Annotated in this window: 13 protein-coding genes; 10 read left to right on the top strand and 3 right to left on the bottom strand. The window is 32.7% G+C overall.

Features of this window, described 5'->3' with window-relative positions:
- Window positions 1–49 precede the first annotated feature (49 nt).
- Entirely contained in the window at window positions 50–856 is an 807-nt protein-coding gene (locus HGK31_RS12845) for a DNA/RNA non-specific endonuclease (protein WP_191860539.1), read from the bottom strand.
- On the bottom strand, window positions 856–3,510 hold the full coding sequence (locus HGK31_RS12840) for a valine--tRNA ligase (protein ID WP_191860537.1): 2,655 nt from the start codon (window positions 3,508–3,510) through the stop codon (window positions 856–858). The genes HGK31_RS12845 and HGK31_RS12840 overlap by 1 nt, the downstream gene beginning before the upstream one ends.
- Window positions 3,511–3,696: 186 nt before the next feature.
- On the opposite strand from HGK31_RS12840, the gene HGK31_RS12835 reads away from it, so the two are divergent.
- Window positions 3,697–4,122, top strand: a complete 426-nt coding sequence (locus tag HGK31_RS12835; protein WP_104735642.1) for a DUF1573 domain-containing protein — start codon at window positions 3,697–3,699, stop codon at window positions 4,120–4,122.
- Between the two features lie 49 nt (window positions 4,123–4,171).
- On the opposite strand, the gene HGK31_RS12830 is transcribed toward HGK31_RS12835, so the two are convergent.
- Window positions 4,172–5,518, bottom strand: a complete 1,347-nt coding sequence (locus tag HGK31_RS12830) for a PDZ domain-containing protein (protein WP_191860529.1) — start codon at window positions 5,516–5,518, stop codon at window positions 4,172–4,174.
- Between the two features lie 120 nt (window positions 5,519–5,638).
- Between HGK31_RS12830 and HGK31_RS12825 the strand changes: the two genes are divergently transcribed.
- The 9 genes from HGK31_RS12825 to gap all read left to right on the top strand — a co-directional run bounded on the left by HGK31_RS12825 (window position 5,639) and on the right by gap (window position 13,161).
- A complete protein-coding gene (locus tag HGK31_RS12825; protein WP_191860527.1) occupies window positions 5,639–6,829 on the top strand; it encodes a pyridoxal phosphate-dependent aminotransferase in 1,191 nt (396 codons plus the stop codon).
- Complete coding sequence (gene murB, locus HGK31_RS12820) at window positions 6,829–7,842, top strand: UDP-N-acetylmuramate dehydrogenase (protein ID WP_191860525.1); 1,014 nt, start codon at window positions 6,829–6,831, stop codon at window positions 7,840–7,842. Before HGK31_RS12825 ends, murB begins: the two co-directional genes overlap by 1 nt.
- Before the next feature lie 64 nt (window positions 7,843–7,906).
- Window positions 7,907–8,452, top strand: coding sequence for an RNA polymerase sigma factor (locus HGK31_RS12815; protein WP_104735638.1), 546 nt, complete (start codon window positions 7,907–7,909; stop codon window positions 8,450–8,452).
- The gene (locus HGK31_RS12810; RefSeq protein ID WP_191860523.1) at window positions 8,449–9,240 is read left to right on the top strand and encodes an anti-sigma factor; all 792 of its coding nucleotides are present in this window, start codon (window positions 8,449–8,451) and stop codon (window positions 9,238–9,240) included. The genes HGK31_RS12815 and HGK31_RS12810 overlap by 4 nt, the downstream gene beginning before the upstream one ends.
- A 90-nt stretch (window positions 9,241–9,330) precedes the next feature.
- Window positions 9,331–9,534, top strand: a complete 204-nt coding sequence (locus HGK31_RS12805; protein ID WP_104735636.1) for a membrane or secreted protein — start codon at window positions 9,331–9,333, stop codon at window positions 9,532–9,534.
- A gap of 11 nt (window positions 9,535–9,545) precedes the next feature.
- On the top strand, window positions 9,546–10,655 hold the full coding sequence (locus HGK31_RS12800) for a glycosyltransferase (RefSeq protein ID WP_191860522.1): 1,110 nt from the start codon (window positions 9,546–9,548) through the stop codon (window positions 10,653–10,655).
- Complete coding sequence (locus HGK31_RS12795; RefSeq protein WP_104735634.1) at window positions 10,646–11,200, top strand: RNA polymerase sigma factor; 555 nt, start codon at window positions 10,646–10,648, stop codon at window positions 11,198–11,200. Before HGK31_RS12800 ends, HGK31_RS12795 begins: the two co-directional genes overlap by 10 nt.
- Before the next feature lie 84 nt (window positions 11,201–11,284).
- Entirely contained in the window at window positions 11,285–12,163 is an 879-nt protein-coding gene (gene lipA / locus HGK31_RS12790) for a lipoyl synthase (protein WP_191860520.1), read from the top strand.
- Window positions 12,163–13,161 carry a type I glyceraldehyde-3-phosphate dehydrogenase gene (gap, locus tag HGK31_RS12785; RefSeq protein ID WP_191860518.1) on the top strand — a complete coding sequence of 333 codons (999 nt, stop codon included), beginning with the start codon at window positions 12,163–12,165 and terminating at the stop codon, window positions 13,159–13,161. Before lipA ends, gap begins: the two co-directional genes overlap by 1 nt.
- Window positions 13,162–13,190: the final 29 nt, after the last annotated feature.

The following is a 13,190-nucleotide window of genomic DNA, read 5'->3' as shown; positions in this document are numbered from 1 at the left end:
TGTCAAAATGTTAGCTAGCTAACATTTTGACAAATTTGTTTTTATTAAACTAGAAAACCCAATTCTTATAATTTATTGTAGATTCAACTATATTTTCTATTTCATCATCCATTTCTGGAAAAAAATCAATTTCTGTAAGCGCTTCAACCTCATCAACCGAAACTACAAATTCATATAAGGGCTTATCTGAATTTTTATGCGGCATTATAAAGGCTAACACCTTTGGATTGCCTGAATTATAATCCAGTACAACTTTATAAAACTGATTGGGCACAGATACATCTTCATTACCAATTGTTTTCAAATTTCCTTTTAAAACACCACCTGTAACCACAAAAACACCATCATATCGATTAGCCCAATAGCGTACTTTTTGTTCTAAAGTATTCCAAACCCCTGAATTGAATTCATGTTTTTGAGGGCTAATATTACTAGTTAAAAACGTTTCATCATGAGCTTGTTTACTATATTTTCTGTCGCCTGCAGGACACAAATGACCTCTATCAAAACCTGAATTCTTGTAGTTTCGCCAACTAGCTGCACCCGTTTTTACTGCTTTATCTATTTCAAAATAAGGTCTCTTAAAATTCGAATTGGAAAGGTGTTCTTTTTTTAATTCATAAGCGACCCACTCTGCTTGTTCATGAGGTTCGCTATAACTCAACGAATACCCTTTATGATGCACTATTTGACCTGTAGTACTTGTTGGTAGAAAAAATGTAATTGTAGGATTCTTTGGCAATTTGCCTTGCTCTACAATAGTATCTTTTTCGTTTTTATCTAGAAAATACTCGAAACTATATATACCAATTACTAAAACAATAGCTACGATAGAATATATAGTCCGCTTACTCATTATTGCAGGCTAGCCAAACTCGCTTTTAACGTTTCAATTTTAGCTAAAGCATCGGCTTCTTTTTTCTTCTCACTTGCTACAACTTGCTCTGGTGCCCCAGAAACAAAACGTTCATTTGATAATTTTTTCTGAACTGATTTCAGGAATCCTTCGGTATAATTTAATTCTTCCGTAAGCTTTTTGATTTCTTCTTCAAGATTTATAGCTCCAGAGATAGGAATAAAATACTCATTGGACTTCACTCTGAAAGTCAATGCGCCATCTACGGTTTCAGAAACATATTCTAAAACTTTTATGTTTCCAAGTTTCTTAATGACCTCATCGAAATCTGATGATTTATTTTCATTGTTTATAACTGAAAAATCGATGCTATCCTTAAACGAAATGTTCTTTTCCTTTCTAATATTTCGAATACCCGAAACCACTTCTTGTGTGAAACTAAATCCAGAAATCAACTCCTTATTTACAGATTTTTTCTTTGGCCAAGTAGCAACTATAAGCGCTTCTTCTGGCTGCCTTTCTTCCATAAATTGCCAAATTTCTTCGGTTAAGAAAGGCATAAACGGGTGCAATATTTTTAAGATATTCTCAAAGTGATTGATAACACCTTGTAATGTTTTAGCATCTATTGGTTTTTGGTATTCTGGCTTGACTATTTCCAATAACCACGATGCAAAATCATCCCAAATTAATTTGTAAGTTGCCATTAAAGCATCTGACAGCCGATATTTACTATAATGGTCCTCAATTTCTGCTAAAGTCTCTTGAAATTTAGCGTCAAACCATTCTAAAGCTACTTTACTGGATTCAGGCTGTTTTATGTTTTCACTTACCTCCCAACCTTTCACTAAACGGAATGCATTCCAAATTTTATTAGCAAAACCTTTTCCTTGATTACAAAGTGCTTCATCGAACATAAGGTCATTTCCGGCAGCAGAGCTTAATAACAATCCAACACGAACACCATCTGCGCCGTAATCTTCAATAAGTTTTAAGGCATCAGGAGAATTCCCTAATGACTTACTCATTTTACGACGTTGCTTATCACGAACCAATCCTGTTAAATAAACATTTTCAAAAGGTTTTTCACCTTTATATTCATATCCAGCTATTATCATTCTGGCAACCCAAAAGAATAAGATATCTGGACCAGTTACTAAATCGTTTGTTGGATAGTAGTATTTTATTTCTTCGTTTTCAGGATTACGAATACCATCAAACACACTCATTGGCCATAACCATGACGAAAACCACGTGTCAAGAGCATCTGAATCTTGTTTTAAATCATCTTGTGTCAAAGACCTCTCGACTCCGCTCGAGGTGACATTTACTTTTTCTTGTGCTAATTTTAATGCTTCTTCTTTAGTTTCTGCTACTACAAAATCTTCCTTACCATCACCATAGTAGTATGCTGGAATTTGTTGGCCCCAAAGTAATTGACGGGAAATATTCCAATCACGGATATTTTCCATCCAATGTCTATACGTGTTTTCAAATTTTTTAGGAAATAATTTAATATCCGGATCATCACCTAAAACAGCTTCAATGGCTGGTTTCACCAATTCTTCCATTTTTAAGAACCATTGATCAGATAGTCTCGGTTCTATTATGGCTTTGGTACGTTCTGAAATACCAACGCGATTAGTATAATCTTCAATTTTAAGAATATGACCGTTTTCTTCTAACTCCTTTACAATTTCCTTACGCACTACAAAACGGTCTTTTCCTTCGTAATGCAAGCCATAACTATTTAGTGTTGCATCTTCATTAAAGATGTCTATGACTTCTAAATTGTGCTTATCGCCAAGAACTTTATCGTTTTCATCGTGAGCTGGAGTCACTTTTAAGCATCCTGTTCCGAATTCAACATCTACATATTCATCTTCAATAATTGGAATAATTCGACCATTAATGGGCACAATCGCCCTTTTACCTTTTAAACTGAAATGTCTTTCATCATTAGGATTAATACAAATTGCTGTATCACCCAAAATGGTTTCAGGTCTTGTTGTAGCTATTGTTAATGATTGATCACTTCCTTCAACTTGATAATTTATGTAGTAAAGTTTACCTTGCTTCTCAATATATTCAACTTCTTCGTCAGAAAGTGTTGTTTTGGCTTCAGGATCCCAATTCACCATACGATAACCACGATAAATCATACCTTTATTGTATAAGTCAACAAAAACCTGAATGACTGCTTCTGACATATCGTCATCCATTGTAAATTTGGTTCTATCCCAATCACACGAACAACCTAGTTTTTTAAGTTGTTCTAATATAACTCCTCCATATTCATGTGTCCAATCCCAAGCATGTTTTAAAAACTCTTCACGTGATAAGTCGTTTTTATCAATTCCTTGCTCTTTTAATTTAGCAACTACTTTAGCTTCTGTAGCAATAGATGCATGATCGGTACCTGGAACCCAACAAGCATTTTTGCCTTGTAGGCGTGCACGACGAATTAAAACATCTTGAATAGTATTATTCAACATATGTCCCATATGCAAGACTCCTGTGACATTAGGAGGCGGAATAACAATTGTGTAAGGTTCTCTGTTATCAGGTTTTGAATGAAAATAATTATGTTTCATCCAGTAATCATACCACTTACCTTCTACTTGATTGGCATCATATTTTGATGGAATTTGCATACTTTGGAATAGTTTTTGAAATACAACAGGCAAAAGTACTTATATTTCTTTTTTATATAAAATTATATGAATGTTATATGTACATTTGTTTAAGTAAAATATATTTATGGGTGTGCATTACGTCTAAAAATTTTGTAGAATGTATAAAAAGTGACTATGTTTACCACTGAATTAAATTAATATATTATGAAACATTTAATTACCATATTGTTTATCGGATTGATAGGCTTTTCAGTAAATGCGCAAGAAAAAGTTGCAAAGATTGAATTTAAGGACACCACTATTGATTACGGTACCATTGAAAAAGGAGCTGATGGCGTAAGAGTTTTTGAATTTACAAATACTGGGAATGCACCACTAATTATTTCTAATGTGAAATCTAGCTGTGGTTGTACAGTTCCTAAAAAACCAGATGGCCCAATTGCACCAGGTGAAACAGGTGAAATTCAAGTGAAATATGACACAAATCGTGTTATGCCAATTAGAAAAACTATCACTGTAATGTCTAATGCAGATACACCAACGATTGCTCTAAAGATTAAGGGTGAAGTAATTGACCCAAGCAAAACGAGTGTTCTTGAGAAAAAAGATAAGAGCGTGATGAGCAAATAATTCTAGCTCCTAATATAAAATAAAAAACCCTTGAAAATTCAAGGGTTTTTTATTTGAGCATATCTTTAAGCTGAAATTTATATTCAAAAATCTTATTTTGCCTTTCAATTAATAGCCTTATTTTCTTGCCATCTTTTCCACTCAAAATATCAATCACATGTTGGAGTGTATAATCCTTAACATCTTTACCATTAACCTCCAATATAATATCACCTAGCTCTATTCCAATATTTTTTGCTGGGCTATTCTCTCTCAACTTTACAACTTGAAATGCTGGTTTTACATCCAACCTATAGTTTTCGGACGAAGGAATATTAGTTATATATTCAGAAACATCGATATTAAAATGTAATCTACCATTGTCTAAAGTATAGTAATAATCTTTAACTACCCTAAAGCCATTGTGTTCTAAATCTATTCCACTTTTATTGTACTTAAATTCCTTTCTAAAAAAGTTATTTTTCTTTAAAATGACACTTTCTTCTTTATAATTAAAAGTGATATTGAATCGTTTTAGTATTTCAGCTCCTACAGTTCCATTTCTATCCTTTATTCGTCTTAAGGTCTCAATCGATGAACCTTCTGGAAAAGCAACCAATGATTCATTGAATTGAAATGCGCCTATAGACAAACTTTCAACTTTTGATCGTTTACCATAAAGACTTCCGCTCAATCCATAACCCAAAAAATCTTCAAAGTAATTATCGGTAGAAACAATGTCTTTAGACTCATCCTCAAACAGCCATAAGGCATCACTTGCGCCAGTATCAATCAATACATTTATTGGAATATTCTTATCTTCAAGAGTAACTTCAGCTTTTAAATAAGGTTTGTTGTTAAAAAATCGCAAAGAATGTTTTTCACATTTATTGCAAAGCCTTTCTTTATAATCAGCATGCTTGATGATTTTTAAATGTTTCTTGGCATAATTAATTTCAACAACAAAATCCTTGAACAAGTCGTATCCTATTATTCCGTGAATGGGCATACCCAATTTAGGTGCATAATCCAAACCTGTATTATAAACGGCATAAATAGTTTGATTGAACTTTACAGCATCACCAATTTTAAAGATATTGTTTTTAGACTTTACAGCTTCAACAACTTCACCTTCTCCCAATCCTTTTAAATAAATAGTTTCCTTAGTCTGCTCATCTATAATATCAAAACCATCAAGAATATTAAATAAAATCGGCTTATTAACACCGCTATCAAGAATAAAAGATAGTTCAACATTATTGACTTCAACAGGAATAATAATTAAATTATTGATTAGTTGAAACGGTATTTTATCAGAATCCATATTGCTCGGTAAAGCAAAACGGTTACCTTGAGAATAGGTAAAATGACCTGTAATCATTAATAAAAAAAACAATATAGATACCCAACGGTTCATTCTTTTAGAAGCTAACGATTAATTAAAATACGAAAAAAAGTTGATACAATTGCCAAATAGGGCTGTTTTAACAATTAAATTAAGATTATTTTTAAGAACTTTACCGCCAAATTAAAAGACATGCCTAGAATATCAAGAAAAGGAGAATCCATGCCGCAATCTCCAATCAGAAAGTTAGTACCTTATGCTGAAATGGCATATAAACAAGGAAAAACTGTTTACCATTTAAATATTGGACAACCAGATATTAAAACTCCAGAAGTAGCTTTGGATGCTGTTAAAATAAATTCTCTTGATATTTTAGCTTACACGAGATCTGAAGGTTCAGATGAGTATCGTCAAAAAATTGCTGATTATTACAATAAGCATCAAATTCAGGTTAACAAAGAAGATATAATAGTTACTACAGGTGGTAGCGAAGCGCTACTATTTGCCTTTGGTAGTGTTATGGACACAGATGATGAAATTATTATACCTGAACCATTCTATGCCAATTACAATGGTTTTTCAACTGCCTCAGGCGTTAACATAGTGCCTGTTATATCAAAAATTGAAGATAATTTTGCTTTACCTCCTATTGAAGAGTTTGAAAAACTTATCACACCAAAAACAAAGGCTATTTTAATCTGTAATCCAGGAAACCCGACAGGATATTTATATTCAAAAGAAGAAATCAAAAAATTAGCTCAAATTGTAAAAAAGCATGACTTATTTTTAATTGCTGATGAAGTCTATAGAGAGTTTGCTTATGATGGCGTATTCCACTACTCTATTATGCAAGAGGAAGGTTTGGATGAACATGCTATCATGATTGACTCTGTATCAAAACGTTATAGTATGTGTGGTGCTAGAATTGGTTGTTTGGTTTCCAAAAATAAGACTGTAATTTCTACCGCGTTGAAATTTGCCCAAGCGCGATTAAGTCCGCCAACATTGGCTCAAATTGCTAGTGAAGCAGCATTGCAAACACCTCAAAGCTATTTTGATAATGTCATTTCAGAATATGTTGAAAGAAGAAATATATTAATTTCTGAATTGGAAAAAATTGAAGGTGTCAAAGTTGCCAAACCTAAAGGTGCTTTTTATTGTATTGTTGAATTACCGGTAAAAAATTCAGATAATTTTGCGCAATGGCTTTTAGAAAGTTTTGATGTTGATGGTGAAACGGTTATGGTTGCTCCAGCTGCAGGCTTCTATTCATCTCCTAATGTAGGGCTAAATCAAATTCGTATAGCTTATGTATTGCAAAAAGATAGTTTAATTAAAGCCGTTAATATTTTAAAAGAAGCTCTAAAAGTTTATAAGGATTAGTGAAAATACAACACGACATATCTTTAAAATCTTATAACACATTTGGCATAGATGTAAAAGCCAAGCATTTTATATCTGTAACGAGTATCAATGAATTATTGGAGGTTTTAAAACTTGAAGAGAATTCAGATATATTTATTCTAGGTGGCGGCAGCAATATGTTGCTTACACAAGACATTAATGCGCTGGTCGTTCACGTTAATCTCAAAGGGATATCCATTGTCTCTGACGATGAAGATCACGTAATAATCAATGTAAAAGCTGGTGAGAATTGGCACGATTTTGTTTGTTGGTGCCTTGAGCATGATTTTGGTGGTTTAGAGAACTTATCGCTCATTCCAGGTAATGCAGGAACTGCACCAATACAAAATATCGGTGCCTATGGTGTTGAACTCAAAGACCACTTTGTTTCCTGCGAAGCACTCAACGTATTTTCAAGAGAAATAAAAACATTTACTAAATCAGAATGCCATTTTGATTACAGAAATTCAATATTTAAACAAGAACTAAAAGGAACCTATATTATTTGCAGTGTCACTTTTAAACTCACAAAAAGAGCACATGTATTGCACACATCATATGGTACAATTCAAAACGAATTGGACCATATGGAAATAACAAATCCCACTATTCAGGATATTTCAAAAGCCGTTGTAGCTATCAGAAAAAGCAAACTACCTGATCCAAAAGATATTGGTAACAGCGGTAGTTTTTTTAAAAATCCTGTAATTGATAAATTGACATTTCAAAAATTAGCTGAAAAATTTGAAGATATTCCAATTTACATTGTTTCAGAAAATGAAATAAAAGTGCCAGCTGGTTGGCTAATTGAAAAAGCTGGTTTTAAAGGAAAGCGATTTGACAATTATGGTGTTCATAAAAAACAAGCTCTTGTTTTAGTAAATTATGGAGGTGCCACGGGTGATGACATTTTAAATCTCTCAAAATTAATTCAAAATACCATTTTACGTATTTTTGGTATTGAAATTGAAGCTGAAGTTAATATTATTTAAATAATAAGAAATTAATAACTTTGGCGTTATTAAACAATTAAACTAACCTATACCTTATATATACTTGAGCACACTAATTGAAAAACAGATAGTTAGCTTACTAGAAAAAAGTGACAAAAGGGCTATTTCATTACTGTATGAAAACTATGCCGATTCACTTTATGGTGTTATTTCCAAGGTTTTAACTGATGAAGATTTGGCACAGGATGCTTTGCAAGAAACCTTTATTAAAGTATGGAAAAAAGCAAAATCTTATGATGCCTCAAAAGCTAAACTATTTACTTGGCTTTACCGGATTGCTTATAACACGGCAATTGATAAAGTTCGATCATACAATAATAAGTCAAGTAAAGAAATCCAAATAGAAAGTTCAAACGTATATAAATTAACAGCGGATAGTTTAAACCAAGATGTGCTTGACATAAAAAAGCATTTAAACACCTTGGATGAAAAATATCAGATTGTTATCAATGCTCTCTTTTTTGAGGGCATGACCCAGCAAGAAGCCAGTGATGAACTAGAAATTCCGTTGGGCACTATAAAATCGAGATTAAAAATTGGGCTTCGTGAACTTAAAAAGATTTACGACCCAGAATTAAAACAGTCATGAATGATAAAATAACTACAATATTAAATTCTGACCTTTTAGAAAAATATCTACTAGGTGAAACCAATACATCTGAAACTGTATTGGTAGAATCTTACATTTCGAAGTATCCCGAAATACAAAAAGCTTACAATGACTTGCAAGACAATCTAGAAATTGTTGCAAAAAGTAATGCGATTGAAGCTCCAAAAGGCTTTTTAAACAATATTTTGGAAGAACTTGATGAAAAACCTGTAATTGCAATTACCAGTTCAAGAAAAAAATGGTATAAATATAGTATTGCAGCTAGTATTGCGGCATTAATATTTGCAGGTACTGCCTACAAGTTTTACGACATGAATCAAAAATTATCACACGAAAATCAAGTAGTTGTTGACGAGATTTTTGATTTACGAGATGATATTTCAAAAAATAACAAACGTTTGGATGAGATTATGAAGCAGTTTAAACAACTCAATAATCCTGAAACCGAAAAGTATATCATAAATGGTAACCACAGAGCTAAAAACTTAAAAACTGTTGCCTACATTAACCCAAAAGAAAAAACCTCAATGATTGATGTTGTTTCTTTACCACAATTGCCAGAAGAGCAATGTTATCAAATCTGGGCTGAAGTTGAAGATAAAATGGTTAGTTTGGGTATTTTAAGTGAAACAGACAGACAATTAAGGGAAATTCCTTATGCTGAAGATGCACTAGCTTTAAGCATAACTATTGAGCCTAAAGGTGGTAACTCTAGTGCAACTCTTGAAAATGCAGTAGCTGAAATTCCACTCAATAAAATAAAGTAATTTTATAATTTCATCAAACAAGCCTTGTTTTTCAGTGAAAAGCAAGGCTTGTTTTTTTTTATATATTATCTTTGCAAAAAATCATAAATAATGAAACTTCTTTTAATAACATTAGTTTTGCTTGGGATTGCTATAGCAGGAATTGCTATTAAGCTATGGGCAAAAAAAAATGGAGAATTTGCTGGAACATGTGCCAGCCAAAACCCTATGCTAAATAAAGAAGGTGAGGCTTGTGGCTTTTGCGGAAAAACACCTGATCAATTTGATAGTTGTAACGAACCGCAACATTCCTAGTTTATACGCTTATGGTTTTAAGCTTACTTTTCTATGTATTTATTGTATTAGTATGCTTTCAAATATTATATTTCTTAATTGTTTTTACCAAAATTAGCTTTCATAAAGCTTTTAGCACTCCAATAAAAGAGTTATCTATTTCAGTCATTGTTTGTGCAAAAAATGAGGAAGAAAACCTAAAAAATTTCCTACCATCCATATTGGAACAAAACTACGCCAACTTTGAAGTGGTTTTAATTAATGATGCTTCCCATGATGATAGCCTACTTGTTATGGAAGATTTTGCCAATAAGTATAAAAACATAAAAATTGTAAACGTTAAAAATAACGAGGCTTTTTGGGCAAATAAAAAATATGCATTAACACTAGGGATTAAAGCTTCAAAACATCCCTACTTATTATTTATTGATGCTGACTGTAAACCTAGATCGAACAATTGGATTCGAGAAATGAGTTCACAATTCCAATCTGGCAAAAATATTGTTTTAGGTTATGGTGCTTATGCTAAAATTAAAAATTCCTTATTAAATAAACTTATAAGGTTCGAGACAATGCTCACTGCAATGCAATATTTTTCTTGGGCAAAAATAGGAATCCCATATATGGGTGTTGGTAGAAATTTAGCTTATACAAAAAATGCTTTTTTTGAAGCGAGTGGTTTTATGTCTCATATGCATATAAAATCTGGAGATGACGACCTTTTTATAAATCAAATCGCTAATTCAGAAAATACTGCCATTAGTCTTTCACCTGATAGTTTCACTATATCAACACCAAAAACATCTTTTAAAGACTGGATAAACCAAAAAAAGAGACATATCACTACAGCAAATCATTATAAAACCAATCACAAATTTATTCTTGCTTTTTATTACTTATCACAATTAGGGTTTTGGCTATTGGGCATTCTACTGTTGATTTTACTGTTTAAATGGGAAATTGTCTTAACACTTTTCTTACTACGTATCTTAATTCAATACATTGTTTTTTTTGGAGCATCAAAAAAATTGGATGAAAAGGACATCATCTTTTTCCTTCCTTTGTTCGATTTCTTTTTAGTTGCTTTTCAATTGACTATATTTATATCAAACCTTATCTCAAAACCTAGACATTGGAAATAAAAGAAGCAATCCTAAAAGCCAAACAGAACAATCAAAAGGCTTTTAATTTTTTACTAGACACCTTTTGGGATGATGTTTACGGTTTTCAATTGAAACGCACCCAAAATGAAAATGATGCAGAGGACATCACAATTCAGGCTTTTTCTAAAGCCTTTGATAAGATAGAAACTTACAATAGTGACTATAAATTTAAAACTTGGCTTATTACCATTTCCAAAAACATACACATTGATTTAGTCAGAAAAGAAAAAAACTCCATTTCTCAAAGTATTACAAATACCCATGATGAGGAGTATTATGATGTTTTAGACGAATCACCTTCACCCGAGGACAAACTCATTACAGATCAGAATCTAGCAAAATTACTTCGCGATATAAAAAAATTAAAACCGCATTACCAGGAAGTTATTAATTTAAGATACTTTCAGGAATTAAGCTATAAAGAAATCTCTCATCAGCTTGATGAACCTATGAATAATATAAAGGTCAAGCTGCTACGTGCCAAAAAATTATTGGCTGAAATCATTCAAAAAAAGTCAGATTAAGACTTCTTAAACACAAAGGTCTTAATACTCAAAAACAACATTTAAGATATTAGTTTTGTATCTTTGCCGCGCAATTAATAGTATATGAAGACTGAAACAAAATCAAATATATTACCTGGCCGTGAACCCAAACCAAAATGGTTACGTGTAAAATTACCAACTGGTAAGAAATACACCGAATTAAGAGGGTTGGTAGATAAATACAATCTTAATACCATCTGCACATCGGGTAGTTGTCCAAACATGGGTGAATGTTGGGGAGAAGGCACAGCTACTTTTATGATTTTGGGAAATATTTGTACCAGATCATGTGGTTTTTGTGGTGTAAAAACTGGAAGACCTGAAACAGTTGATTGGGATGAACCAGAAAAAGTAGCCCGCTCCATAAAAATCATGAAAATAAAACATGCTGTTTTAACCAGTGTGGATCGTGATGACCTAAAAGATATGGGTAGCATTATGTGGGCTGAAACTGTAAAAGCAGTCAGGCGGATGAATCCTGAAACCACTTTAGAAACTTTAATTCCTGATTTTCAAGGCATAGAGAGACATATTGATAGAATTATTGAAGTTGCTCCAGAAGTTGTATCACATAATATTGAAACCGTTCGTAGGTTAACACGTGAAGTGCGTATTCAAGCAAAATACGATAGAAGTTTAGGTGTTTTAAAATATTTAAAAGAACAAGGACAAAGACGAACCAAATCTGGTATTATGCTCGGTTTAGGAGAAACCAGAGAAGAAGTCATTGAAACCCTTCACGACTTAAAAGCAAATGATGTTGATGTTGTCACCATTGGGCAATATTTGCAACCTAGTAAAAAACATTTACCCGTAAAACGGTTTATCATGCCAGACCAATTTGAAGAATACAAGAAAATTGGTCTAGACTTGGGTTTCAGACATGTAGAAAGTAGCGCACTAGTGAGATCTTCCTACAAAGCTCAAAAACATATTAATTAATGATTCGCATAGGAATAAATGGTTTTGGGCGTATTGGCCGAAGAGTATTTCGACTTTTACAAGACCATACGGAACTTAAGGTTGTTGCCATTAATGACCTGACTGACAGTAAAACCTTAAGTCATTTATTAAAATATGACAGCATTCACCGTATTTTCAATCAAAACCTATCTTACGACGAAAATCATATTATAGTCAATAGCCAAAAAATTCGGCTGTCAAATCACAAACATCCGAAAGATATAGATTGGAAATCCAATAAAGTTGATATCGTTATAGAAGCTACCGGGAAATTTAAAACTTCTAAAGCCCTCAATAAGCATTTAACCAATGGAGCCAAACAGGTTATTTTAAGCGTTCCACCGTTAGAAGATGACATAAAAACGATTGTACTTGGAATAAATGATGATAGTCTGGATGGTACTGAAAAAATTATTTCAAATGCCTCCTGTACTACCAACAACGCTGCGCCAATGATTGATGTTGTAAATAAATTATGTGGTGTTAAGCAAGCCTACATTACTACAGTTCACTCCTACACAACCGATCAAAGTCTGCACGATCAACCACACAAAGACTTAAGGCGTGCAAGGGCAGCCGGTCAATCTATTGTTCCAACTACAACAGGTGCAGCGAAAGCACTAACAAAAATATTCCCAGAACTATCTGATGTTATTGGCGGATGCGGTATTCGTGTTCCTGTAGCCAATGGTTCTCTAACCGATATTACTTTTAACGTTAAAGAAGAAACATCGATTGAAAATATCAACAAAGCCTTTAAATCAGCTTCTGAAGGCTATTTAAAAAATATTCTTGCCTACACCGAAGATCCAATCGTTTCCATTGATATTGTTGGAAATACCCATTCTTGTATATTTGATTCTCAAATGACTTCTGTTATCGGAAACATGGTAAAAATCATTGGATGGTATGATAATGAAACTGCCTATTCTCAAAGAATTATTGATTTAATTTGCAATTTATCGATAAAAAAGTGACTTTTATCGAATAAATATTTATATTTGTC

It is taken from the genome of Hanstruepera ponticola, from assembly GCF_012931685.1.
Taxonomy (GTDB): domain Bacteria; phylum Bacteroidota; class Bacteroidia; order Flavobacteriales; family Flavobacteriaceae; genus Hanstruepera; species Hanstruepera ponticola.
Note: the sequence above shows the minus strand (reverse complement) of the source record. Positions and strands in the feature narration are given on the sequence as shown.